General features: G+C 42.5%; 24 protein-coding genes and 4 tRNA genes. 15 read left to right on the forward strand and 13 right to left on the reverse strand.

All coding sequences use genetic code 11. The features are described 5' to 3' along the window. Positions 1-188: IS3 family transposase (locus BM043_RS18440; RefSeq protein WP_143189540.1), on the forward strand; the 188-nt coding region annotated here is incomplete at its 5' end. A 200-nt stretch (positions 189-388) separates the two neighbouring features. Here the strand turns inward: BM043_RS18440 and BM043_RS18445 are convergent. The 4 genes from BM043_RS18445 to BM043_RS18460 all read right to left on the reverse strand — a co-directional run bounded on the left by BM043_RS18445 (position 389) and on the right by BM043_RS18460 (position 972). Next, positions 389-461: transfer RNA gene (locus BM043_RS18445), tRNA-Lys, on the reverse strand. 44 nt (positions 462-505) lie between these two features. Then, positions 506-579, reverse strand: a tRNA-Arg gene (locus tag BM043_RS18450). Between the two features lie 28 nt (positions 580-607). Further along, positions 608-681: transfer RNA gene (locus BM043_RS18455), tRNA-Pro, on the reverse strand. 215 nt (positions 682-896) lie between these two features. Beyond that, positions 897-972 (reverse strand) — tRNA-Lys (locus BM043_RS18460). A gap of 269 nt (positions 973-1,241) precedes the next feature. Between BM043_RS18460 and BM043_RS18465 the strand changes: the two genes are divergently transcribed. Then, positions 1,242-1,826 carry an SH3 domain-containing protein gene (locus BM043_RS18465; RefSeq protein WP_245753080.1) on the forward strand — a complete coding sequence of 195 codons (585 nt, stop codon included), beginning with the start codon at positions 1,242-1,244 and terminating at the stop codon, positions 1,824-1,826. A 43-nt stretch (positions 1,827-1,869) separates the two neighbouring features. Here BM043_RS18465 and BM043_RS18470 read toward each other — a convergent pair whose 3' ends face one another. From BM043_RS18470 to BM043_RS18485, 4 genes are read right to left on the reverse strand one after another with little or no spacing between them, the layout of a single operon-like run. Continuing rightward, complete coding sequence (locus BM043_RS18470) at positions 1,870-2,625, reverse strand: 3-keto-disaccharide hydrolase (RefSeq protein WP_092794593.1); 756 nt, start codon at positions 2,623-2,625, stop codon at positions 1,870-1,872. 4 nt (positions 2,626-2,629) lie between these two features. Continuing rightward, positions 2,630-3,055 (reverse strand): c-type cytochrome, encoded by a 426-nt coding sequence (locus BM043_RS18475; protein ID WP_092794508.1) that lies wholly within the window; start codon positions 3,053-3,055, stop codon positions 2,630-2,632. Positions 3,056-3,079: 24 nt separating this feature from the next. After that, a complete protein-coding gene (locus BM043_RS18480) occupies positions 3,080-4,132 on the reverse strand; it encodes a sugar phosphate isomerase/epimerase family protein (RefSeq protein ID WP_092794511.1) in 1,053 nt (350 codons plus the stop codon). Between the two features lie 27 nt (positions 4,133-4,159). Further along, positions 4,160-5,329 (reverse strand): Gfo/Idh/MocA family protein, encoded by a 1,170-nt coding sequence (locus BM043_RS18485; protein WP_092794514.1) that lies wholly within the window; start codon positions 5,327-5,329, stop codon positions 4,160-4,162. A gap of 239 nt (positions 5,330-5,568) precedes the next feature. Between BM043_RS18485 and BM043_RS18490 the strand changes: the two genes are divergently transcribed. The 4 genes from BM043_RS18490 to BM043_RS18505 are packed head-to-tail and all read left to right on the forward strand — an operon-like array spanning position 5,569 to position 9,973. After that, complete coding sequence (locus BM043_RS18490) at positions 5,569-6,801, forward strand: nucleoside permease (protein ID WP_092794517.1); 1,233 nt, start codon at positions 5,569-5,571, stop codon at positions 6,799-6,801. Further along, the gene (locus BM043_RS18495) at positions 6,801-7,679 is read left to right on the forward strand and encodes a hydroxypyruvate isomerase family protein (protein ID WP_092794520.1); all 879 of its coding nucleotides are present in this window, start codon (positions 6,801-6,803) and stop codon (positions 7,677-7,679) included. The genes BM043_RS18490 and BM043_RS18495 overlap by 1 nt, the downstream gene beginning before the upstream one ends. Before the next feature lie 21 nt (positions 7,680-7,700). Beyond that, on the forward strand, positions 7,701-9,380 hold the full coding sequence (locus tag BM043_RS18500) for a GMC oxidoreductase (protein WP_092794523.1): 1,680 nt from the start codon (positions 7,701-7,703) through the stop codon (positions 9,378-9,380). A gap of 17 nt (positions 9,381-9,397) precedes the next feature. Beyond that, a complete protein-coding gene (locus BM043_RS18505; RefSeq protein ID WP_092794526.1) occupies positions 9,398-9,973 on the forward strand; it encodes a gluconate 2-dehydrogenase subunit 3 family protein in 576 nt (191 codons plus the stop codon). A gap of 173 nt (positions 9,974-10,146) precedes the next feature. Here the strand turns inward: BM043_RS18505 and BM043_RS18510 are convergent, their stop codons facing one another. Together BM043_RS18510 and BM043_RS18515 are read right to left on the reverse strand one after the other, a co-directional pair. Next, a complete protein-coding gene (locus tag BM043_RS18510) occupies positions 10,147-10,800 on the reverse strand; it encodes an MCP four helix bundle domain-containing protein (protein ID WP_092794529.1) in 654 nt (217 codons plus the stop codon). Positions 10,801-10,875: 75 nt separating this feature from the next. Beyond that, complete coding sequence (locus BM043_RS18515; protein WP_092794530.1) at positions 10,876-11,679, reverse strand: glycoside hydrolase family 16 protein; 804 nt, start codon at positions 11,677-11,679, stop codon at positions 10,876-10,878. Positions 11,680-11,759: 80 nt separating this feature from the next. Here BM043_RS18515 and BM043_RS18520 point away from each other — a divergent pair, with 80 nt between their 5' ends. Beyond that, positions 11,760-11,960, forward strand: coding sequence for a CsbD family protein (locus BM043_RS18520; protein WP_092794533.1), 201 nt, complete (start codon positions 11,760-11,762; stop codon positions 11,958-11,960). A gap of 115 nt (positions 11,961-12,075) precedes the next feature. Further along, positions 12,076-13,239 (forward strand): homogentisate 1,2-dioxygenase, encoded by a 1,164-nt coding sequence (locus BM043_RS18525; RefSeq protein WP_092794536.1) that lies wholly within the window; start codon positions 12,076-12,078, stop codon positions 13,237-13,239. 127 nt (positions 13,240-13,366) lie between these two features. On the opposite strand, the gene pafA is transcribed toward BM043_RS18525, so the two are convergent. Then, entirely contained in the window at positions 13,367-14,995 is a 1,629-nt protein-coding gene (pafA, locus tag BM043_RS18530) for an alkaline phosphatase PafA (RefSeq protein ID WP_092794539.1), read from the reverse strand. A gap of 113 nt (positions 14,996-15,108) precedes the next feature. Here pafA and BM043_RS18535 point away from each other — a divergent pair, with 113 nt between their 5' ends. Continuing rightward, positions 15,109-16,707 carry an aminopeptidase P family protein gene (locus BM043_RS18535; RefSeq protein WP_092794542.1) on the forward strand — a complete coding sequence of 533 codons (1,599 nt, stop codon included), beginning with the start codon at positions 15,109-15,111 and terminating at the stop codon, positions 16,705-16,707. A 36-nt stretch (positions 16,708-16,743) separates the two neighbouring features. Beyond that, on the forward strand, positions 16,744-17,091 hold the full coding sequence (locus BM043_RS18540) for a GxxExxY protein (RefSeq protein ID WP_317042395.1): 348 nt from the start codon (positions 16,744-16,746) through the stop codon (positions 17,089-17,091). A gap of 104 nt (positions 17,092-17,195) precedes the next feature. Here BM043_RS18540 and BM043_RS18545 read toward each other — a convergent pair whose 3' ends face one another. Next, complete coding sequence (locus tag BM043_RS18545; RefSeq protein ID WP_245753081.1) at positions 17,196-17,786, reverse strand: carboxypeptidase-like regulatory domain-containing protein; 591 nt, start codon at positions 17,784-17,786, stop codon at positions 17,196-17,198. Between the two features lie 164 nt (positions 17,787-17,950). On the opposite strand from BM043_RS18545, the gene BM043_RS18550 reads away from it, so the two are divergent. The 4 genes from BM043_RS18550 to BM043_RS18565 all read left to right on the forward strand — a co-directional run bounded on the left by BM043_RS18550 (position 17,951) and on the right by BM043_RS18565 (position 22,117). Further along, positions 17,951-18,334: an ArsR/SmtB family transcription factor gene (locus BM043_RS18550; RefSeq protein ID WP_092794547.1), complete on the forward strand. Its 384-nt coding sequence runs from the start codon at positions 17,951-17,953 to the stop codon at positions 18,332-18,334. Positions 18,335-18,339: 5 nt separating this feature from the next. Beyond that, the gene (locus BM043_RS18555; protein WP_092794550.1) at positions 18,340-19,035 is read left to right on the forward strand and encodes a YjjG family noncanonical pyrimidine nucleotidase; all 696 of its coding nucleotides are present in this window, start codon (positions 18,340-18,342) and stop codon (positions 19,033-19,035) included. A 71-nt stretch (positions 19,036-19,106) separates the two neighbouring features. Next, positions 19,107-20,741, forward strand: a complete 1,635-nt coding sequence (gene pruA / locus BM043_RS18560; RefSeq protein WP_092794553.1) for an L-glutamate gamma-semialdehyde dehydrogenase — start codon at positions 19,107-19,109, stop codon at positions 20,739-20,741. Positions 20,742-20,935: 194 nt separating this feature from the next. Beyond that, positions 20,936-22,117 (forward strand): hypothetical protein, encoded by a 1,182-nt coding sequence (locus tag BM043_RS18565; protein ID WP_092794556.1) that lies wholly within the window; start codon positions 20,936-20,938, stop codon positions 22,115-22,117. A gap of 104 nt (positions 22,118-22,221) precedes the next feature. Here BM043_RS18565 and fabG read toward each other — a convergent pair whose 3' ends face one another. Further along, on the reverse strand, positions 22,222-22,968 hold the full coding sequence (gene fabG / locus BM043_RS18570) for a 3-oxoacyl-[acyl-carrier-protein] reductase (RefSeq protein WP_092794559.1): 747 nt from the start codon (positions 22,966-22,968) through the stop codon (positions 22,222-22,224). A 295-nt stretch (positions 22,969-23,263) separates the two neighbouring features. Here fabG and lpdA point away from each other — a divergent pair, with 295 nt between their 5' ends. Continuing rightward, positions 23,264-24,661 carry a dihydrolipoyl dehydrogenase gene (lpdA, locus tag BM043_RS18575; RefSeq protein WP_092794562.1) on the forward strand — a complete coding sequence of 466 codons (1,398 nt, stop codon included), beginning with the start codon at positions 23,264-23,266 and terminating at the stop codon, positions 24,659-24,661. The last annotated feature ends 3 nt before the right edge of the window (positions 24,662-24,664 follow it).

A 24,664-nucleotide genomic window follows, 5' to 3' on the forward strand; every position in this document is an offset into this window, starting at 1 on the left:
CAGAAAACTTCTTTAAAATCATCAAATCTGAGCTGATCTACCAGCTTCCGGTATTGAACGTTAGACAGATACAGGTTGAACTCTTTGAGTTCATCGAAATCTGGTACAACAAAGAAAGAAAACATTCCTACCTGAATTACCTCACTCCTGAGCAGTTCGGAGAAACAACAAAAACAAAGGCCGCATGAAGAAAACTGAACTCGAACTAATCAGGGGGATTTTTTTTCTAAATCCCACTGATTAGTTGAGTAGCCCCGCGGCAGGCGGCATTAAATCAATTCAAAAACAGGCTTAAAAATATTGTCCAGTTTTTTGTAGTAAATCCAAACTTCTCGCCCCAGAATGGTATTAAAGCAAAAAAGCAGGCCAAAAGACCTGCTTCTCATTGTGATCCCGCTGGGGCTCGAACCCAGGACCCTAACATTAAAAGTGTTATGCTCTACCAGCTGAGCTACGGAATCAAAGAAAAAAGCGGAACTTAATTCCGCTTGTGATGACATTAATGTGATCCTGTCAGGACTCGAACCTGAAACCTACTGCTTAGAAGGCAGTTGCTCTATCCAGTTGAGCTACAGGACCTGGATAACTACTGCTAGTTATGTTAAAGTCGGGGTGGCAGGATTCGAACCTACGACCTCCACATCCCAAATGTGGCGCGATACCGGGCTACGCTACACCCCGAAACTAAGATATATTAATGTTTCAAACGGCCATTTGCCATTTGGTAAGTTTTGGCCTTAGAAAGGCTTCAATAAGATTTTAACTCCTTGCAAGTTAGGTTTTCTGATTCTGAGGAGACTTTTCCCCAGTTTGTTCTAAGTGATCCGGCTGGGGTTTCCCGATTTCGCTTTGCTTATCGGGACAGGCTTCTCGCCTTAATACCCTACTTGGTCTCTTGGTGATCCCGCTGGGGCTCGAACCCAGGACCCTAACATTAAAAGTGTTATGCTCTACCAGCTGAGCTACGGAATCTTCAATTTGTATTGACTTTTTTTAACGTCAAATACCCTTGTTTTTTACATTCAAATCAGCTCCCTAACCTTGCTTTTTGTTAGATCATTGCCGTAATTGGACTGCAAATTTATGACTCTCATTTATAAATGCCAAACCCGAATTCAATCTTTCTCGTAAAACTTTCAATATTTTTTATCCTCTTTGCGCAAAGCATTCATAGTCAAGGGGGTGTAAATGACGTAAACCGGGCGGACTCCCTGTTTGCGCAGCAAAACTACCAAGAGGCAATGAATCTATACGCCCAGAATTATGAATCTGGACTTTATTCCCCTGCTATGTTGCTCAAAATGGCTTTCATCGCCGAAGGAATGGGGGATAAAGAACAGGCAACTTTATATCTGAGCAAATATTATGACTTGGCGCCGACCAATCAGATTATCTCAAAAATCAAAGACCTGACTGGGCAAAATACCCTCTATGGATTTGAGGTATCCGATTCGGGGCGGTTTTTACTATTTTTGGTGGATTATAAAGAATACATCGTAGGAGGCTTGGCCGTCTTGTTGATTTTATCGCTGCTCTCGATTTGGTGGATGGGAAGAAATCCCGAGGAAAAAATTTCCTATTGGCCTAGCCTAATTTTGTTGCTTTTGCTCTTTATCTCAAATAATTTCCTTAAAGGACCTAGGACAGGATTGATTACAAACAGCCCTACCTATATCGTTTCTAAACCGACTGCAGGTGGATCTATCATTGATCGAATAGAACCTGGGCATCGAGTTAAAATTAAATCTTCCAAGGACATCTGGTATGAGGTAGAATGGAAAAATAGTGTGGCCTTTGTGAAAAAAGAACACATCACACGACTATAAAAGAAAAAGTCTCCTTTTCGGGAGACTTTTTCTTTTTTGAAGGTTAAAGTTTTTTCAACTCGATATTCCGAAAGTGGACCAAATCTCCATGGTCCTGAAGGGCAATTTTCCCCTTTTTGTATTTCCCGAAGCCAGGCATATCTTTGAATTTGCTGTCTGCGATCAAAGCTTCCCATTCAGGAGTCCAAAGTGTAGTTTCTACAGTGGTGACATCGTTTAATCTTAGGGTCAGTTGTGCATCATCCACGATGATTTCGGCCATATTCCATTCTCCAGCAGGCTTGACAGTCTCTTCACTGCTGACGATCAAGTCATACAAATCACCTGCTCTGTGGCTGATGATTTCTGCATCTGGGTGACCTTCATTATCTAGTACTTGCATTTCTGGTCCGGTCAGCCAAGGATAATCGTATTCATCTGACTCGTGGACTAAAAAGATGACGCCACTGTTTCCGTTGGGAGCGATTTTCCATTCGTATTTCAAGTGGAAATTTTCGTATTCCTCATCGGTAATAATATCACCTCCATCGCCAGTTTGCCAGCCGTCTTTATTAGCTGCATCGAGGTAGATTTCGCCGTTTTCGATTTTCCATGCTTTTCCGACTTCACCTCCGCCGTACTTATGCCAGCCATCAAATGACTGTCCGTCAAATAGGGAGATCCATTCTGACTCTTGAGGCATGGACGCTTCAGTATTAGTTTCAGTAGTTTCTGCTGTATTTTCTACAGTTTTTTCTCCTGAGCAGCTGATAAGAAGTGATGCTGCCAAGGAAGAAACAATCCAATAATTTTTCTGCATCATCTTATTCTTTCAGCAATAGTACGTATCGAACCATGTCCTTAGCGTCTTCCTCGCTCAAGCCCGGATGAGCTGGCATGGGTACTTCTCCCCAATTGCCTACACCACCATTGATGACTTTTTGGGCAAGCATGTCTATGTTTTCTTCGGTGGTTTCGTACTTAGCTGCTACTTCAGCATAGGAAGGACCGACGATTTTCCGCTCTACCATGTGGCAAGACTGACAGTCAGAGGCCTTGATTTTTTCAAGTCCTTTGATGTAAATCGGATCATCTTGATACTTTTCTTCTAAGCTTATTTCTTGAGCTGGCTCAGGAGTGGTAGCTACTGTTTCGCTGGTTTCGGATGACTGTTCACTTCCGCCACCGCAAGCAAAAGCTATCCCAGCCAATGCTGCTAAACCCAGGTTTAAAGGTTTTGTAATTTTCATTGTTTACGTATTTATTAAAGGTATTTAGATTCCTAATATTTTCTTGTTGAATGCCTCATCAGCTCCGGTTCCTGCAAAGTCGTCAAAAGCTTTTTCGGTCACACGGATAATATGAGCATCGATAAATGGTGCGCCTTCTGCGGCACCTTGCTCTGGATGCTTGATGGCACATTCCCACTCAAGGACAGCCCATCCATCAAAATTGTATTGCGAAAGTTTGCTAAAAATTCCGCCAAAATCAACTTGCCCGTCTCCCAATGATCTAAATCTTCCGGCACGCTCCACCCAGCCTTGGAACCCACCGTACACACCTTGCTTTCCGGTTGGGTTAAATTCGGCGTCTTTAACATGGAACATTTTGATGCGTTCGTTATAGAAATCAATGAATTGGAGGTAATCAAGGCACTGAAGCACAAAGTGGCTAGGATCATAGAGGATATTAGCCCGCTTGTGATGATTTACTTTATCTAGAAACATTTCAAATGTTATGCCGTCATGGAGATCTTCTCCCGGATGGAGCTCATAGCAGACATCAACTCCATATTTGTCAAACTCGTCTAGAATAGGGGTCCATCTTTTTGCCAATTCTCCAAATCCAGTATCGACGAGTCCCGCGGGGCGCTGAGGCCAAGGGTAAACTGTATGCCACATCAAGGCTCCAGAAAAGGTGGCATGTGCCGTCAGTCCTAGGTTGGCAGATGCTTTAGCCGCGTATTTTAACTGCTGGGTAGCCCATTCAGTTTTTCCTTTGAGATCTCCTTTGAGATTTGCGGGAGCAAAGCCATCGAAAAGCTCATTATATGCCGGATGCACAGCCACAAGCTGTCCTTGTAAATGAGTAGAAAGCTCAGTGATGACCATGCCGCTATCCTTTACGATACCTGCTACTTCATCTGCATAGGTTTTACTTTCGGCAGCTTTTTGCAAATCAATCATACGGCTGTCCCAGGATGGGATTTGCACCCCTTTGTAGCCTAGTTCGGCCATGTATTCACAGATGTTTTTCAGGTTATTAAACGGTGCTTTATCGTCAGCAAATTGGGCCAAAAATATGGCTGGTCCTTTGATAGATTTCATGTTGTTGATTTTAGGTTTAAGCGTTGATTATTTTTCTACGATAAAAGGAGTCCATTTTTGGTCAGACTCGGTACTTTTTAAAACATGGTCGATGAAGGCCATTCCACGGATTCCGTCTTCGACACCAGGGAAATCTTCCCATTCCGGTTTTGGTTTCTCTCCGGCTCGTTGAGCATAAATGCAACGGGCGAAATTTCGGTATAAATTGGCAAAAGCCTCGATGTATCCCTCGGGATGACCTGCGGGAGTTCTCGTGTTTTCCTGAGCAAGAGAACCGAGGTATCCGGTTCCTGCTCTGAAAATTTGAGCCGGCTGGTTTGGAAACCGCACGGTCAGCGAATTATTATCTTCCTGCTCCCATTCAAGCCCACCTTTATCTCCATAAACCCGGATTTTAAGGTTGTTTTCGCAGCCCGTATCCGTTTGCGAGGCCATCAGTACGCCCGAGGCTCCATTTTCAAACCGGAGTAAAACTACTCCATCGTCATCGATGGGTCTTCCGTCTACTTTGATATACAAGTCCGCGCAGAGTTTCGCGACTTTTTCGCCCGAAACATACTCTGCCAGATGAAAAGCGTGGGTTCCGATGTCTCCCATACAGCCGGCAAGGCCGTTTCTTTTTGGGTCTGTCCTCCATTCGGCTTGTTTGTTGTTTTCGGTTTCTAAAAGCTTGTAAAGCCAGCCCTGAGGATATTCGACATAGACTTTATGGATTTTCCCAAGTTTACCTTCCGCAATCATTTGCTTCGCTTGCTTGATCATCGGATATCCCGAGTAGGTATGGGTGAGTAAAAAAAGTTTGTCTGAAGCATTGACCGCATGATAAAGCTGTTTTGCCTCCTCATAGTTGAGTGTGAGGGGCTTGTCTAAGGCGACGTGAAACCCTTTTTTCAGCGCCTTTATGGCAGGATCTAAATGGACATTGTTTGGAGTGACAATGACCACTACATCGATTCGCTCATAATCTGGCAGCTGAAGTTCTTTTTCAAACATTTCATCGTAGCTTCCATATACCCGGCTGCTATCCAGCATGAGTTCTTCACCTCGTTGTTTTGATTTTTGGGGATTGGAGGAAAAGGCTCCTGCGGCCAGCTCAAACATGCTGTCCATGAGTGCTCCATTGAGGTGAATGGCTCCGATAAAGGATCCAGGGCCTCCACCGACCAATCCGATTTTTAGTTTTTGAGTTGTTGACATAGGTCCGTTACTAGGTTTTTCAGGTTTTTTTTATTGAAATAATTAATTCTGTCCCAGAAAATCTCCCTTTCTTCAATTGACATGTACGAATAATTGACCAATAGCCGCATCCCGTTATGAATGGCTTGGTCAAAACTTTTGATCACCTTATTTCATATTGTCAAAGGACTTGCTTAAAATACAGGAAAAAGACCAAATTCTAAACTTTCGATTTAAATTCATTTCTATCTAAATCCCCTATGAAATCAATCCTCCGAGTTAGGCTGTCCTTTATGATGTTTTTGGAATTTTTCGTTTGGGGGTCTTGGTATGTGACGATGGGAACTTTTTTGGGAGCAAATCTCGGTGCAAAAGACCAAGATATTTCACTAGCGTTTTCGACACAGTCTTTTGGGGCGATCATCGCCCCGTTTATCGTTGGTCTCATAGCTGATAGCTATTTTCATGCGCAGCGTATTCTCGGGGTAATTCATTTGCTTGGGGCGGGATTGATGTATTGGCTGTATCAAAGTGAGGACTTCAATTCCTTTTTTCCGATTCTATTGATTTACATGATTTTATTTATGCCTACACTGGCGCTGGTCAATTCGATTTCTTTCAATCAGATGAAGGATCCGGCTAAGGAGTTTTCCATCATTCGGGTTTGGGGTACGATTGGATGGATTGCCTCCGGAATATTGATCAGTTATTTGGCTTGGGATAGTCAAGCAGGCCTGGCAGATGGGCTTTTGAAATATACTTGGCTGATGGCTTCCATTGTTTCGGTGATTTTGGGTTTATTTAGCTTTACGCTCCCGCATACTCCACCTCGAGCCGATAGAAGTACTGAATTCAAACTTTCCGAGATTTTGGGATTGGACGCCTTGTCCCTGTTGAAACATAAAAATTTCTTCATCTTTTTTCTCTCCTCCATTTTGATATGCATTCCTTTGGCCTTTTATTATCAAAATGCCAGTCCTTTTTTGACTGAAATAGGAGTGGAGAATTCGACGGGAAAAATGACTTTGGGTCAGGTGTCCGAAGTTTTGTTTATGTTGGCTTTGCCGCTTTTCTTTTCCAGGTTTGGAATTAAAAAGACTCTGATCGTAGCAATGATTGCCTGGGCAGCCCGTTATGTGTTTTTTGCCTTTGGTAATGCAGACGAACAAGTATGGATGCTGTTGGTCGGTATCGCCTTACATGGGGTCTGTTATGACTTCTTTTTTGTAAGCGGACAGATCTATACTGATGCCCATGCAGGAGCCAAATTCAAATCTTCCGCACAGGGCTTGATTACTTTGGCGACCTACGGAGTGGGGATGCTGATTGGCTTCTGGGCGGCGGGTCATATTTCGGATTACTTCTTAGTTGAAGAAGGAAATCACGATTGGGAATCGATTTGGTTAATTCCTGCTGGTATTTCCGTTTTGGTTTTGCTATTTTTCACTTTCCTTTTCAAATCAGAAACAATTAAACCTATAAATAATCGATAATGACCAAACCTATTGATAGTGGTAGAAGAGAAAGCTTTAAGAAAGTTTTGTTTGGGGGTGCCGCATTAGGCAGTCTAAGTTCTTTTGATTGGAAATCCGATCAGCCGCTAAAATTAAAAGGGAATATAAAACATGGCGTTTGTGCCTGGACCATGCCTGATTTAAGCTTGGATGAGCTTTGCATCGCCATCAAAAAAATAGGTTTTAATGCCATCGACATCGTGGGGCCTGAAACTTGGGATACACTCAAAAAGCATGGGGTCGAATGCTCTATGTGCAATGGGGCAGAACTCGGGATTCCCCGAGGATGGAATGACCCACAATATCATGATCAACTGATCAAAAACTACTCAGAAATTATTCCTGTAGTGGCAAAATACGGTTTTAAGAATCTGATTTGTTTTTCGGGAAATCGAAACGGAATGGATGATGAGGTAGGAATGAAAAATTGTGCGGAGGGTTTGAAAAAGATCATGAGTTTAGCCGAAAAGCATGGAGTAGTCGTTCAGATGGAGCTTTTAAACAGCAAGGTAAACCATAAAGACTACATGTGTGACCTCTCTCCTTGGGGTGTGGAACTCTGTAAAATGATCGATAGTGAAAACTTTAAGCTGCTTTTTGATATTTATCATATGCAGATCGATGAAGGAGATATTATCCGCAGTATACAAACGCACCATCAATATTTTGGTCATTATCATACGGCGGGCAATCCGGGTAGAAATGAGCTTGACGAAAATCAGGAAATCAATTATCCTGCAGTAATGCGAGCGATCGTTGAGACGGGGTATAAAGGGTATGTTTCTCATGAATTCATCCCAAAATCAGAGGATAAAATCGCTGCACTTGCTCAGGCGGTGCAGGTATGTGATGTATAAAATTCAATCAAATTAATATTTATGGCAAATCAATCATATGATGCAATTGTAGTTGGGTCAGGAATTAGCGGCGGGTGGGCTGCTAAGGAGCTGACGGAAAAGGGGCTGAAAGTATTGCTCCTGGAGAGGGGACCTGATGTCGAGCATGTCAAAGATTATGATACCGCTACCCTTCCGCCATGGGAGATTCCTCATAGAGGAAGAAGAACAATCGAATTGATCGAGAATCACCCCAATCTTCGAAGAGATTATGTATTAAATGAGTTAAATCTTGACTGGTGGGCTCATGAGAGCGACTCTCCTTATGTAGAGGAGAAGCCTTTCACTTGGTTTAGAGGTTATCAGGTAGGTGGGCGTTCGCTACTGTGGGGACGACAGTCTTATCGATTGGCAGATATCGATTTTGAAGCGAATGCCAAAGAGGGAATTGCCGTGGACTGGCCTATCCGATACAAGGATTTGGCTCCTTGGTATTCTTATGTGGAAAAATTTGCCGGCGTATCGGGAAACAAAGACGGATTGGATATTCTTCCGGACGGAGAATTTATGCCGCCTATGCCGATGAACTGTGTGGAAAAGGATGGTGCCGAAAAAATCAAAGAACATTACAAAGGTGCCAGACATTGGCTGATTGGCCGACCTGCTAATATCACCCAACCTCTGCCAGGAAGAGTAGGCTGTCAATACAGAAATAAGTGTTCCTTAGGCTGTCCATTCGGGGGGTATTTTAGTACGCAAGCTTCTACTTTGCCTGCGGCAAAAGCTACTGGAAATTTGACTCTTCGTCCTTGGTCGATCGTTCGAAGACTGATTTATGATAAAGATACACAGAAAGCTACCGGAGTCGAAGTGCTCGATGCGGAGACCAATCAGACGGTGGAATACGATGCCAAGATCATTTTCTTGTGTGCCTCATCATTCAATTCGACAGCAATTTTGATGAGATCAGCCACTGACATTTGGCCGGGTGGATTGGGTTCCAGCTCTGGCGAATTAGGACATAATGTGATGGATCATCATTTCCGATTGGGAGCAAGAGGAACAATCGATGGATACGAGGATAAGTATTATTTCGGTAGAAGACCTACTGGATTATATATTCCGAGATTCAGAAATCTCAATGGCGAGAAGCGGGATTATGTCCGTGGTTTCGGTTACCAGGGTGCAGCCAGCCGCAGTGGCTGGAGCCGTGATGTAGCCGAACTGAACTTTGGCGCACCAATGAAAGACGCGCTGACTCAGCCCGGACCTTGGAGTATTGGGTTTACCGCATTTGGTGAAATTTTACCGTATCATGACAATCATATTCGTCTCAGCGATACGGTGAAAGACAAGTGGGGTATGGAGGCACTTGTCATGAATGCCGAAATCAAAGAAAATGAAAAGAACATGAGAAAAGACATGATGGCGGATGCCGCTGAAATGCTCGAAGTCGCAGGGTTTAAGGATGTTCAGACCTACGATTCTGGTTACACCTTTGGCCAGGGTATTCATGAAATGGGAACAGCACGAATGGGTAGAGACCCAAAAACTTCCGTTCTCAATGGGAACAACCAAGTCTGGGATGCCAAAAACGTGTTTGTAACTGATGGGGCTTGCATGACTTCTGCTGCAGCTCAAAATCCATCGCTTACTTATATGGCGTTGACTGCCCGGGCAGCAGCTTTTGCAGTGGATGAATTGAACAAGCGTAATCTCTAATTTTAAACCAAAAGACAATGACGATGAATAGAAGAGACGCACTGAAAAGCGTCATACTCATGATGGGAGGGACGATGGTCGGAGCTACGGCTATATTGACTGGATGTGCTCCCGAAAATCAAATCGAAGGGCTGAATTTCAGTCCGGAGGATATTGCCTTTCTGGATGAATTAGGAGATACGATTATTCCAGAGACGGACACACCAGGTGCCAAAGCTGCCGGTATTGGTCAGTTTATGGTGATGATGGTTAAGGATACCTATGATGCCGATCAGCAGAAGACGTTTGTGGATGGGCTGAATATGATCCGAAAGGATTTCAAATCCGAGAAAGGAACTGACTTTGTCGGTGCTCCGGTGGAAGATCGCTTGGCTTACTTAAATGGATTGTACGAGCAATATAAATCCTCCGAGCCTCAGGAGCCTTCTGCTCCTAAGCAGCCCCAAGTGATCAATATGCTTCGAGACTTAACTGTTTTGGGATATTTTACTTCTGAAATTGGAGCTACGCAAGCCTTGGTTTATGTGGAATCCCCAGGTCGATACGATGGATGTATAGATTTGAAACCGGGAGATCGAGCCTACGCAATTTGATAATTAACAAGAGGCTGTCTCAAAATTGAAGTTTGTCACTTTGATCGCCTGCCTCGCCGGCAAAGGCAGGAAGTCGAAATGTGAGCCATAACAATAGAAATGGCCTTCGACTCCTCTCAGGCTGACATTAAATTGATTTAAGAGACAGCCCCTTTTCTATTTGTTTTGATTTTTTAGGAAATCATTCCCTTGGTGTCCTCTGATTTTCTGAAGACTAGCAAAAACATCACGATGATCAAAATGATCAATAGGGCTACTTCAAACTGCGCCCAGATTTGGGATCGGTTGATCAGCCTTTTTGCCTTGCTAATCAATTTTTCTCCTTCTTGCATTTGGATGGTGCTCAAGTTTTCCAAATCTCCGCGGGCTTGTGAGATTTTTTGGTCGTAGAGCTTTACCTGATCTACGTTGACTCCTTCGTTTTCATTGTAGAGTAAGTCATAGCTTTTAATGGTGAGATCATTGACAATGATTTTTTTGAAATCACTCAGATATTCATCTTCCTGCGTAGTCAGGTTTGTAGCTTCGAAGTCCTCCACTAAAGCCAAAATTCTATTTTCGTGGCCTTCGATTTCATCCACGACTTTCGAATAATCATAGTCTAGATTGCAATGATCCACGAGTTTCTGGATCTGAAACAAATGCTCAGAAATTTGAAAAATATATCCTTCCACTACCAAGCGGTCATTGTAAACTTCGCTAAAAGTACCGCTGATGCTTTGGAAGGATTGTCGTTCAATTAGATTTTTGGCATAAATCAAAAGAAGCAAGATACTAATGATAAAAAGTGCTCGAATTTTGCGTCGCTTTAGTCCAGAGTTTTGCATGAGTTAGTGTTACTTGCGGGTTAGAATGTACATTTTATAAAAAGAAAAAGAGATTGGCAAGGAATGTCATGAATCTCAATCCGATGATGGCTTTTTATCATATACTCTTACGTAATCCACTTCCATTCGCTGAGGCCAGATTTTAGGATCTACTCCTTCTTTTCCACCCCAGTTTCCACCTACAGCCAAGTTTAATATGATATGAAATGGCTGATCAAAAGGCCATTCAGCACTGGATTTTCCGGAATTTTCAAAGGTGAAGTACAGATCATCATCAATAAAAAAGTCGATTTTATCCTCAGTCCAATTAATCGCATAAACATGAAAAGCGGTATTGAAATCAGGGATTTTGACTTGCTTGCCGACTTGAGTACCAATGGAATGATTAAAAGCCTCAGTGTGAACAGTCCCATGGACGACACTCGGATCAAAACCCACATGCTCCATAATATCTATTTCCCCGCTTTTGGGCCATCCTCCATAGGTGTTTTTTTCAGGGAGCATCCAGATCGCAGGCCAGGTTCCTGTTCCCTCGGGAAGTTTGGCCCGAACTTCAATGTAGGCATATTTCCAAGCCTTTTTCCCTTTGGTAACTATTCTCGCCGAGCTATATCCCTTGGGTAAGCTGGAATCTGCATGAGCCTCAATGATCAATCTTCCGTTTTCGATTCGGGAATTCTCCAAATTTGCTTCTTGATAATATTGGAGTTCATTATTTCCCCATCCATGATCTCCGACATTGTAAGACCAGTTTTCTGAGTTGGGTAAACCCTCGATTTCAAACTCATCAGACCAAATTAATTTTTGGGCAAATAACGAATTGATTGTCATAGGATATATCAATAATATTAGGGCGAAAAGAACAAGGGATTTTTTCATTTAGTTGATAGTTTTGAAACTATTTCATGTAGTATCCGTAGAATAGAGTATAAGTATTTTTAACCAAAACCATAAATTTTATGTCACTACAACTTAAAGGTAACTGGAACCAAATCAAAGGTAAACTTAAACAAAAGTATGCATCACTAACAGATGATGATCTAAAATTTCAAGAAGGACAAGAAGATGAGATCTTAGGTCTTCTTCAAGAAAAAACCGGAGAATCAATCGAAAAACTTCGCGAATTTATTTTCGAAGATGAAAATGAGAAAGCAAATTGATTAATCTAACAAATTGGAAAGAGGCGGGTTGTTTTTACAATCGGCCTTTTTTTATGTTTAGGCTTTTTCACTAATCCTCATAATTGTAAATTGCTCCCTGTAAACCCAAATCAACATGGCATATTATCATCGCTTGGGAACCATCCCTCCCAAAAGACATACCCAATTTAGACAGCCGGACGGCAGTTTATATAAGGAAGAGCTAGTTAGCTCAAAGGGGTTTTCTGGAATCTATTCCAATCTCTATCATATTCACAATCCCAACAATGTCAAATCAATTGGTGAGCCGAAACCTTATAAATGGGATATTGCTGAGGACCATGGTTTGAAACAAACCCATTTAAAAACCTCAGGAGTAGAAGTGACAGGGGAGGATTATCTGAGTGCCCGTCGCATGCTGATGAAAAACAATGATGTCATGATGGGCATCTGTACCCCCAAAAACCGCAAAATGGACTATTATTTCAAAAATGCTGATGGGGATGAGTTGATTTATGTCCACGATGGAGCAGGGGTGATGTATTCCCAATTCGGTAAACTGGAGGTCAGAAAGGGAGATTATATTGTTATTCCCCGAACGACCATTTACCGATTTGTATTTGATGAAGAGGGTCCCCTTCGACTCTTGGTTATCGAATCCCACGGTCCGATCGAAACTGTCAAAAGATATCGAAATGAAGTCGGTCAGCTGTTAGAGCATTCTCCGTATTGTGAACGGGATATTCGTCCTCCTCATGATATTGTCCTTGAGGAAGCTCCGGGTGAATACTTGGTTCAGATCAAAAAGCAGGGAATGGTTCATCAATATACCTACAGTCACAGTCCGCTTGATATTGTAGGCTGGGACGGATATCTGTATCCCTACGCCTTGTCGATTTATGATTTTGAACCCATTACTGGGCGAATTCACCAACCACCACCGGTCCATCAGACATTTCAGGCCTGGGGATTTGTAATTTGTTCGTTTGTTCCGCGACTGTTTGATTATCATCCTTTGTCTATACCCGCCCCGTATAATCATTCCAATATTGATTCAGATGAGGTTTTGTACTATGCTGAGGGAGAGTTTATGAGTAGAAAAGGAATCGATAGAGGATCATTTACCATTCACATGGGCGGATTACCTCATGGTCCACATCCGGGAACGGTTGAGAAATCAATCGGAGCAAAATCTACTGAGGAGTATGCAGTAATGTTGGATACTTTTAAGCCGCTGCAGATTACCACAGACGCCTTGGAATTTGTTGACGAAAAATATCCTATGAGTTGGTCAGAATAATCTGATGGTCAGACGGGTTTTTGTTTCTTTTCCGGCATTAGAGTCTTTAGGAATGAACTACATTTTAAAAAAATCCAAAAAAAATCCCGCCAAATTTAACTTGGCGGGATTTTTCGATTCATTAATTTTAATTGAAGAGCTCGTGAATTGGCTCCCCGGTAGCGCCATTCGGAAGGCGGATATTGAGCAGCATCGAAAGCGTAGGGGCGATATCAGTTACCGTAGCGTATCGGGTGCTGTGGCCGGATTTTATCCCCCACCCATAGAATAAAATCGGTACATGCGTATCATAGGTAAAACCAGTCCCATGGGTCGTGCCTCGCGCACCTCCAGCAAGCCAAGCAGGCTCGTAGATGATCAGCAAATCGCCAGATGCTTTATGATTATAGCCCATCTGAAGTAAATTGGGCCGATGCTGGTCAAAGGAAGTATTCCTCATCGCATTTGCCGTATAAACTTCCTTGATCCCATTGAAGCGTAAAAGGAAGTCTGCCAAATCATTCTGCATCGCCACGATATCCACTCCTTTGTCTTTTGCGAGTTTATGATTGAGGAATATTTGGTCATTTGAACCATTGATGATCCAGTTTCCTTCACCATAAACCTGAGAGGTATAGCCTCTAAGTTGACCTAAAATATAACCGGTATTTATATTTCCAGCTGGCACATTTTCACTCTGCATATAGGTGGCGATATCAGCGACACCGTGATCAGCAGAAAGGAAGACCAGGTAGTTGTCTTTCCCGTATTCTTCATCAAGGAAATTCAAAAACTTTTCCATTTCCCGATCTAAGCGGATGTAATTGTCTTCCAGCTCTTTTGAACTTGGCCCAAATCGATGTCCGATATAATCAGGTGATGAAAAGCTTACGGCAAGAAAATCGGTGTCTTCACCTTGTCCCAATTTTTCACCCTCGATAGCCGCATAGGCAAAATCCAGGGTAAGGGAGTTTCCATAAGGAGTCGATGCCACCATTCCATATCCTCCATTGTCTTCCTTGAGGCTAGCAAGATCATAGGGGAAAGTTGGGGTTTCTTTACCGATAAATGGAGCCTCGAAATCATTATTGTCATCGATGCTATTGACGTATTTTTCTGTGGGCAAAAGTGGCTCCCAGGTTTGATCCAAATACTGATCTACCTGTTTTTTGGAGTTAAAGTCTTTTACCCACTTTGGTAGCTCTTCATAATAATAAGTAGAGGTCATGAATTCTCCATTATTGCTATCGTACCAATAAGCATCGCCAAGATGTCCTCCCGGTAAGCTAGCACCGCGGTCTTTGATAGCGACAGCTACGACTTTAGATCTCTTGTTGGTTGAGAAGCGCAGCTCATCCGTAATCGTGGTGGTCAGTAAATTTCTGGGGCTGATTTCACCACTCATTGGCGTCCCTCCTACATGGGTAACCGTACTGTCACTTGCACAGTAGATTGACTTATTGAGGCTTCTGACATACCAATTGTTTCCAATGATTCCATGGGTGGCAGGGGTTGTACCTGTATAAACTGATGCATGCCCGGGTCCGGTGTACGTCGGGATGTAGTTGTAGTGTCCGTTTTTCATCTCAAAACCATCCCGCAGCAGTCTTTTAAATCCTCCTTCGGTATAGTTTTCTGAGAATTTGTAAAAATATTCCTGTCGCATCTGATCTACGACAATACCCACGATGATTTTGGGCTTCTGTGCGGTTTCTTGAGCTAGGATCGATATGGAAATGAGGGAAAATAAAACCCCCAAAAGAATGGTCTTTTTCATTTTTAAAACGGTTTGTCGCTCCAAAGATAATGATCTCAAGCGATCGGTGGATTAAGACTTTGTTAAATGGCTAAAACAACAGACATTGTGAAGTTGAAAATAATTCCCAAATCATGAAAAAACTCAATTTCTTCTTTTTCGCTTTCTTTATCGCAAGTGTTTCATTTGCACAGTCTTATTTTGAGGATGGGCTTTCGGCCGAGTGGCACCGGAGCAGAAGAGATTCTCTAAGGGCGATGATGCCGGCCAACAGTATGGCTATTTTATTTAACAATCCGGTAAAGAATCGCTCCAATGATGTGGATTTTATTTATCATCCCAACACCGATTTTTATTACTTAACCGGATTGAGAGAGCCCAATGCGGCATTGATTATTTTTTCAGAAAAAAGAACAATCGATAATGTCCAAGCAGACGAATTGATCTATGTGCAAGCCCGTGATCCTCGGGCAGAAATGTGGAATGGGAAGCGTCTGGGTGTAGAAGGGGTTCAAGAAAAGCTAGGATTTGAGAATGCCTATTTATACGAGGAGTTTGGGACGACCCCCGTATTGAATTTTGATGATTTTGATAAACTCCTGACGTTTAACCTGTCTCAGGATATCGAGGGAAGTAGCTCCAATAGTGGACTGAAAAAAATGATCAGCGAATTCAAAAAAGGATCCAATTATCCCCAGGAAATTTCTGAGGTCAAATTGCAAATGTATCAGATGATCCGGGCCACGGATATCGAAAACTCAGCTAATGTCGCCCAGATTATTGGAAGATATCGAAACCGCTATCCTGAAGTGGCCAATGATCAGGTGCTCAAGGATTTTTTGGAAGCTGATAGTCCAGAAAAACGAATGGAAGTGCGTGAAAAAGTCCCGCAAAATAAAACAGACATTTTTGCACTTTCTCAAATGATGGATGTGCTGAGGGAAGTCAAAACCAAAGAGGAAATTAAATTGCTTACCAAAGCAGCAAAAATCTCTGCAATTGGTCAGATAGAAGTGATGAAAGCCACAAAACCGGGAATGTCCGAGCGGGAAATCCAAGGGATCCATGAATTCATTTACAAGCGCTATGGTGCAGAAAATGTGGGCTATCCTTCTATTGTGGGTGGAGGAAATAATGGCTGCATTCTCCACTACATCGACAATGATATGAAACATATCAGCGAGCGTTTGATTCTCATGGACCTGGGCGCAGAATGGCGTGGATATACCGCAGACGTCACCCGCACTATTCCCGTTTCTGGAAAATTCAATGCGGAAGAAAAAGCAATTTATGAACTGGTTTTAAAATCACAGGAAGCAGGAATTGCGCTTTGCAAACCAGGAGTTGAGTTTGGAGAGATTGGTCGCGTGACCCGTGAAATCATCGACCAAGGACTTGCAGAACTTGGAATTATCAAAGAAGATCAGCGCCATAATTATTTTCCCCATGGAACCAGTCATCATTTGGGATTGGATGTCCATGATCGCGGTGGCTATGGACCGCTCAAAGAAGGCGTGATACTCACCGTGGAGCCGGGAATCTACATACCGGAGGGAAGTGACTGCGACCCAAAATGGTGGGGTATTGCCGTGAGAATTGAGGACGATATTTTAGTGACCAGCGGAGATCCGGTCAATCTTTCAGGTGATGCCCCTCGCTCTGTGGCCAGTGTAGAGCAAATGATGCGGATCCCGAGTGTCTTGGAAAATTGGGTTCTGCCTGAAATCGATTAATTTCTCCCGCAAAGAGGCAAAGAAGCAAAGAGAAATATGAAACTGACAGAAAATCAAATTTCGAAACTAATCCTTGATTCGGCCTTTGAAATATATTTTAAACTAGGTCCTGGTTTATTAGAGTCCATCTATGAGAGAATCCTTGCAATTGAATTAAGGAAAAAGGGGCTATTGGTAGAAACTCAAGTTCCAATTTCTGTTAATTGGAAGGGAGTAGAAGTTGGTATTGGATATCGAGGAGACCTTCTGGTAAATGATCTTGTGTTAATTGAATTGAAATCTGTAGAGAATGTATTACCAGTTCATGCCAAACAGCTTAAAACTTATCTGAAGATTTTAGACCTCAGACTTGGCTTACTCATCAATTTCAATGAAATTGGTTAATGGAATAACTAGAGTCGTTAATAACTTTAACGACTGAAAAATATGTGATTTAAAGTTGACCTTAAGTATATTTTCTTTGCACCTCAGCGTCTTTGCGGGAGGCCTTAATCCCTGCTCCGCAAATCACCCCGTTTAATCGAACGGATAAACTGACCCCAAGCAAAAGGATCCAATAATCGCAGCGGTCTAGGCCCGTAGAGATCTTGATTTTGAATCATTTGTCCCTGTTGGAAGGTACGGAAGTTCTCATTACCCGAAGCTGGCATCTGTTCAGCCCATCGGAGCAGCATTTCAGGGCTCATGTTGGCGCGGCTAATGGACATCGGATCGACGACATTCAGCGCAAGGACAGCCTCTTTGAATTCTTTTTCGCTGGGATAAGGCATTACTTCGATTTCTGCCAAGGCGATTTCATCCACTTCCATGGTTAGGATTAGGCTGATTTTGTCAGATTCCATGTTTTCTGGCACTTTGAACGTCTGTCGTTTCAAGCCAATAAAACTGAAAATGATGCTATCCCCCTCCAAAACCGGCATGGAAAAATATCCATATCGCCCGCTGCTCGTACCCCGGCCTTTTTTAGGAACGTAAATATTTACACCCGGCACGGCATCGGTACTGTCGGCATTTAAAATAATTCCAGAAAGCTGAATGACCTTTTTGTCGATTTCTGTTTGAGCCTGAACTTCACCGATATTAATCAAAAGGAATGAAAGGAAGGCGGCAGCAAGGTATAAAATTGGATTCTTCACGAATTTGTAACTAATTGGTTTGCCAAAAGTTGGCTTTTTGGAATCTTAATAGCCTAATTTCGGGTGTTTTTTTAAATTCACCAGTAAATCTTGGTTAAAACTTACTAATGCGACTCAAAAATATCAGTTTAAATTATGGATTGCGAATTTTCAAAGCGTTAGGTGAAGAACCCCGTGTCCGAATTATTCATTTATTGATGTTAAATAAGGAATTGTCCATTTCTGATTTAGAGCATATTTTGGATTTTACCCAGACCAAAACTAGCCGTCATTTGATTTACTTAAAAAATGCGGGACTTTTGGGAAGCCGACGCGTAGACCAATGGATGTTTTATTACATTTTAGAAGAGTATCTGGAAATCATTCATCAGATTTTTAAGTTTATTCAAAAGGACCCCAATTTGATTCGGGATCAGGAAACTTTCGAAATCCTCAAATCCAATCGTGAATTGGCCATCAATAAAATTCAGAATAATCAATACCGTCGTTAAAATCTTTGAAAACTTACCAACACCTCTTCTTCGACCTGGATCATACCCTCTGGGATTATGATCGAAATGTCACTGAATCCTTAACGGAATTATATAATCACTACCAACTTATCGAACTTGGAATCCCCACTTTTGAAAAATTCTTTGAAGCATTTCATGCCGTCAATTTTCAGCTTTGGGATTGGTATAATGTCGGAAATATCGACAAAATCAATCTCCGAAAGGAACGTTTCCCCAGGATTTTTACCCATGCCGGAGGACGAGCTGAGGCCATTCCTCTGGAATTTGAAGAGGATTTTATGCATCGTACTTCGTCCAAGCCTCATGTTTTTCCATATTCAAAGGAAATTCTGGGCTATTTAAAAGCGAAATATAAAGTCCATGTAATCACCAATGGATTCAATGAATCTCAAGCAAAGAAAATGAAGTACTCAGGTTTGGATGTTTTTTTTGATTTGGTTGTGACTTCCGAAACTACCGGACACAAGAAACCGGATCCACGAATATTTCACTATGCCATGGATCAATTGAAAACAAAAGCCCAAAACTGTCTCATGATCGGTGACAATCCCCAATCGGATATTTTGGGTGCCCAGCGGGCCGAGATCGATCAGGTGTATTTCAATCCTGAGGGAAAAGTTTCAGATATTTTACCAACCTACGAAATCAAGCACCTTCAGGAGCTGGAGACACTTTTGTAAGCCAAATCACTGTCCTTTCGGGCTGGAAATCTTATCTTTGAAATTCAGAATTCACATAAACTCCAAATAGAATGTTAAAAGGTTTTTTCAACGTGCCCACTCCGGTCAATGAGCCGGTGAAATCCTATGCTCCGGGTAGCCCTGAGCGAAAAGAGTTACAAACAAAACTTGCCGAATTACGGGCCACTCAGGTGGATATTCCCATGTATATTGGCAGTGAGGAAGTCCGCACCGGAAAAACGAGACAGCTTTCTCCACCCCATGATCATCAGCATATATTGGGACATTTTCATGAGGGGGATGCTTCTCATGTCGAGCAGGCAATCAATGCCGCTTTGGGAGCAAAAGAAGCTTGGGAAAGCTTGGAATGGGAGCAGCGAGCCGCAATTTTCCTAAAAGCAGCTGATTTGCTTGCAGGGCCCTATCGGGCAAAAATCAATGCCGCGACCATGCTTGGACAATCCAAAAATGCCTTTCAAGCAGAAATCGATGCAGCTTGTGAATTCATCGATTTTCTACGGTTCAATGTGAAGTACATGACTGAAATCTATTCCCAGCAGCCGCCTGTTTCAGGAAACGGAGTTTGGAATAGATTGGAGCAAAGACCTCTTGAAGGATTCGTTTTTGCCTTGACGCCATTTAATTTTACGGCGATTGCAGGTAATCTGCCCACTTCCGCCGCCATGATGGGGAATACCGTGGTATGGAAACCCGCCTACACGCAGATTTATTCTGCCAATGTGCTTATGGAAGTTTTCAGAGAAGCGGGAGTTCCAGATGGCGTGATTAATTTGATTTATGTGGACGGACCAACGGCCGGGGATATCATCTTCAAGCATCCGGATTTTGCGGGAATTCACTTTACAGGTTCTACGGGCGTATTCCAGCATATTTGGAAAACCATCGGGGAAAATATCAAGCTTTATAAATCTTATCCGAGAATCGTGGGTGAAACCGGGGGCAAAGATTTTGTCCTTGCACACAAATCGGCGGATGCAAAAGCGGTGGCTGTAGGTTTGGTTCGAGGGGCATTTGAATACCAAGGTCAGAAATGTTCCGCAGCGTCTAGAGCCTATATCCCTTCCAACCTTTGGGATGATGTAAAAAAATACATGCTCGAGGATCTTGCTTCCCTCAAAATGGGCGGTACGGAAGATTTCACCAATTTTATTAATGCGGTAATCGACGAAAAGGCCTTTGACAAAATCGCCAAGTATATAGATAATGCAAGGGCTGCGGAAGGTGTGGAAATCATCGCCGGGGGAAATTATGACAAGTCCAAAGGTTACTTCATCGAGCCAACCGTCATCCTGACTCAAGACCCGATGTACACAACCATGTGTGAGGAGATTTTTGGTCCGGTTTTGACCATTTATGTTTACAATTCAGAGCATTTCGAAACCGTATTGGAATTGGTGGATCAGACTTCTCCTTATGCCTTGACCGGGGCTGTTTTCTCTCAGGATCGCTATGCAATCGAATTGGCTACGCGAAAGCTAAGAAATGCTGCGGGCAACTTCTATATCAATGACAAGCCTACCGGAGCCGTCGTGGGTCAACAGCCATTCGGAGGAGCAAGAGCATCCGGTACCAATGACAAGGCCGGCTCGATGATCAATTTGCTTCGCTGGGTTTCTCCACGCACCATCAAGGAAACCTTTGTGTCTCCCACGGATTATCGATACCCGTTTTTGGGAAAAGACTAATTGACCTTTGGGTCCCGAAAAGTATCGGGACCCAAAGGTCTGATTGATACAAAACATTCAAGTTTCGAAAACCTTCAAAGTCTCAAAGACCTCAACGGTTTCGATAGCCTCGGTCCCGATAAAATCGGGATCGGGGCTTTTGTTTTTTTAGTAATTAAATTTTATTAGTTTTCCTATGAGGAAAAAGTAAGCTTATGAAAAATATATCGTTGGTACTTCTAGTTTTTGGATTATTCTCTTGCGAAACAGTGAGCGAGAAGGATATATACCTTGGGAAATTGGAGGAATTAATTATTGAAGATTTTTCAATCAAAAAAGATTCCTTGACCAAATCCATTCATAATATCCGCGTCGTCAAAGATGAAAAAAATGAATTTATCGTGACTACTGCCTCAGCTCTTCAATTTAAAGGATGGTCATTCATTTTTCGGAGTACCCAAACAGGGGAAGAGGTTTATCGAATAGAAATTCCCAATGAAGGACCGAATTCTATGAAGGGAGGGATTTGGGTTAATTATTTAGATTCTCCAGAAAAATTACTGATTGTAAGCTCAGTTGGAGAAATTGGAGAGTACGATAAAAATGGTGTTAAAAAAGTTGTCAATACAACTCTGAAGTCCTACAGAGAAGAAAAAGTTTATTTTCCGATTAGTAATAGTAAGGAAATAGCGAATTTAATTAATGCAAAATTCCAATTATCATTAAATCCAAATCATGCGGTTAATTGGAAAGAATTGCCTGGTCCAGGAGAAATGCGATCGGAGTTCCCTCTTGACTTTCGAGAATGGATTATTGCGGTGGATTTGGAAACTGGTGAAATTGAGAAAAGTGATTTTTCAATTCCTACCGGCTATGAGCAGTTTAAGTATGACCTAACCTCCACAAGGCTTTTTGGTGATTGGGACAAAAAGCGAAATTTATTTTATTTAGTTTGGCCAGGGTCTCCAGAAATTTATTTGCTTGATGGGATTGAATTAAAGAAAAAATTGGTTCCAATGACTAGCCAAGATTTCAATTATTTACCAACTGAAACCATTCCATGGGGCGATAATTTTACTGTTTGGGCCTTGCCTAAAGAAGCTTCGCGAAATATTTTTCTAATTTATGATGAGCATAGAGATCTGATTTTGAAATGCGCCAAAATCAATGAGTCTGGAGCAGGGGAGACAAAATTTGAGCGGACGAAACATTATGTGCTGTCTGTTTACACTGGAGATTGGAGGCCTTTGGGTGAGTATTTGTTTGACTTCGAATCCGAGTTGGATTTGGAAAATTGGTTTTTGACTTCTCAGGGACTTTTTATCAACAAACCCGAGCAAAAATCAGAAGATGAGTATGAGTTTTATAAGATCGATTTGAGACGATTCGCGAATTGACCTTTGAGGTTTCTAAAACCTCGGGAATTTTCCGGGGCTTTTTTGTACAAAAAAACGGCTGAATCTCCCCAGCCGCTCGTAAATCTAAAATCGTAATTCGTAAATCAAGTATACATCGCTCCATTCACATGGATCACCTGACCCGAAATGTAAGTACTCATATTTGAACCCAAGAATACACACACGTCGGCGATTTCCTCCGGTTTGCCTCCGCGCTTCATCGGGATGGCATCTCTCCATCCTTGCACGGTTTTTTCGTCCAAAACTTCCGTCATTTCAGTTTCGATAAATCCCGGTGCCACGGCATTGCAGCGAATATTTCTAGAACCTAGCTCCAAAGCAACAGATTTTGTAAACCCGATGATTCCTGCCTTCGAGGCCGCATAGTTGGCCTGTCCCGCATTTCCTTTTGCGCCAACGACTGAAGTCATATTGATGATGGAGCCTGATTTGGCTTTCATCATGGTGCGGGTTGCCGCTTTGACGGTATTGAAGCAGGATTTTAGGTTTACATTCATGATTTCATCCCAGGATTCCTCGGTCATTCTCATTAAGAGATTGTCCCGCGTGATGCCGGCATTATTGATCAATATGTCCAAACCGCCAAATTCACTGACCACATGAGTGATTAATTCTTCGGCGGCTTGAAAATCTGAAGCATCGGAGCGATAGCCTTTGGCTTTGATGCCAAATTCGGCCAGCTCAGATTCCAATGCCTGACCTTTTTCTACAGAGGATAAAAATGTAAATGCCACGTTGGCGCCTTCCTGAGCAAATCGGACGGCAATGGCTCTTCCGATTCCCTTGGATGCACCGGTGATTAAGGCTGTTTTTCCTGAAAGTAAACCCATGTATTTTTAAATTTTGATTCTGTCAAAATTAGAAAAAAAGACAGAAGATTCAGGTTTCATCATTTATTCAATTCCTTTTTGCTTGATTTTCAATGAATAAAACTGTGAAATTTTACGAAAGGAAAATATTGAAATAAGAATTTTATCTTTCTCGGTTATTTATTCGGTGGATCAAAATTTAGGCTTGAGGAACTATCAATAATTGATCTTTAGACTGTTCTGACCAAATTTTTTTCTGAATTCAAAAGGCCTATTTTTGCATAGTTTCAATTCGTTATTAACTAAGAATAAAAATATGTCTTCAACCAAATTTGACTTAATCGTTTTGGGGAGTGGTCCCGGTGGATACGTAGCTGCGATCCGAGCTTCCCAGCTTGGCCTCAAGACGGCCATCGTAGAAGGGGAAGAGTTGGGTGGTATCTGCCTCAACTGGGGTTGTATTCCGACCAAAGCCCTACTCAAAAGTGCTCAGGTTTTCGAATACATCAATCATGCTGCCGACTATGGAATCAGCGTAAAAGATGCCAAAGCGGATTTTACCGGTATGGTGAAGCGTAGTCGGGGAGTCGCTGACGGCATGAGCAAAGGCGTGACTTTTTTGATGAAGAAAAATAAAATCCAAGTGATTGCAGGTTGGGGGAAAATCCAGCCGGGTAAAAAAATCGAAGTAGCTGACAAAGACGGAAAGAAGACAGTTTATTCGGCGGATAATATCATCATCGCCACTGGAGCAAGATCGCGCGAATTGCCTTCGATGAAAATAGACAATAAAAAAATCATCGGTTACCGAAAAGCGATGACTTTGGAAAAGCAGCCTAAGAAAATGGTTGTGGTAGGCTCTGGTGCTATTGGGGTAGAGTTTGCTTATTTTTATAACGCCATCGGAACAGAAGTGACCATCGTCGAATACCTTGACCGAATCGTTCCTGTAGAGGACGTGGAAGTCTCCAAGACCTTAGAAAAAATATATAAAAAGGCAGGAATGACCATCATGACTTCTTCCGAAGTGACTGCGGTGGATACCAAAGGAACCGGCTGCAAAGTCACTGTCAAGACTGCAAAAGGCGAAGAAACATTGGATTGCGATATCGTGCTATCTGCCGCAGGCGTAGTTTCCAATATTGAGGATATTGGATTGGAAGACGTGGGGATTTTGGTGGAGAAAGGCAAAATCAAAGTTGACGAATTCTATAAAACCAATATGCCAGGTTACTATGCGATCGGAGACGTTGTACCTGGTCCGGCATTAGCACACGTGGCTTCAGCTGAAGGAATTATTTGTGTAGAGAAAATCGCAGGTCATAAGCCAGAGCCTTTGGATTATGGCAATATTCCGGGTTGTACCTATTGCTGGCCGGAAATCGCCTCCGTAGGTATGACCGAGGCCAAAGCTAAAGAAGCCGGATACGAAGTACGGATAGGTAAATTCCCTTTTTCTGCCTCTGGAAAGGCTTCAGCCGCCGGGGCTAAGGATGGTTTTGTGAAATTGGTGTTTGATAAAAAATACGGGGAGCTCCTAGGAGCACATATGATCGGTGCCAATGTGACCGAGATGATTGCAGAAATCGTAGCTATCCGAAAACTGGAAACTACCGGACATGAATTGATCAAAACCGTTCACCCTCACCCAACTATGTCAGAAGCGGTGATGGAAGCAGCCGCTGCGGCCTATGACGAAGTGATTCACCTTTAATTT

The organism is Algoriphagus hitonicola (assembly GCF_900113375.1).
Lineage (GTDB): Bacteria > Bacteroidota > Bacteroidia > Cytophagales > Cyclobacteriaceae > Algoriphagus > Algoriphagus hitonicola.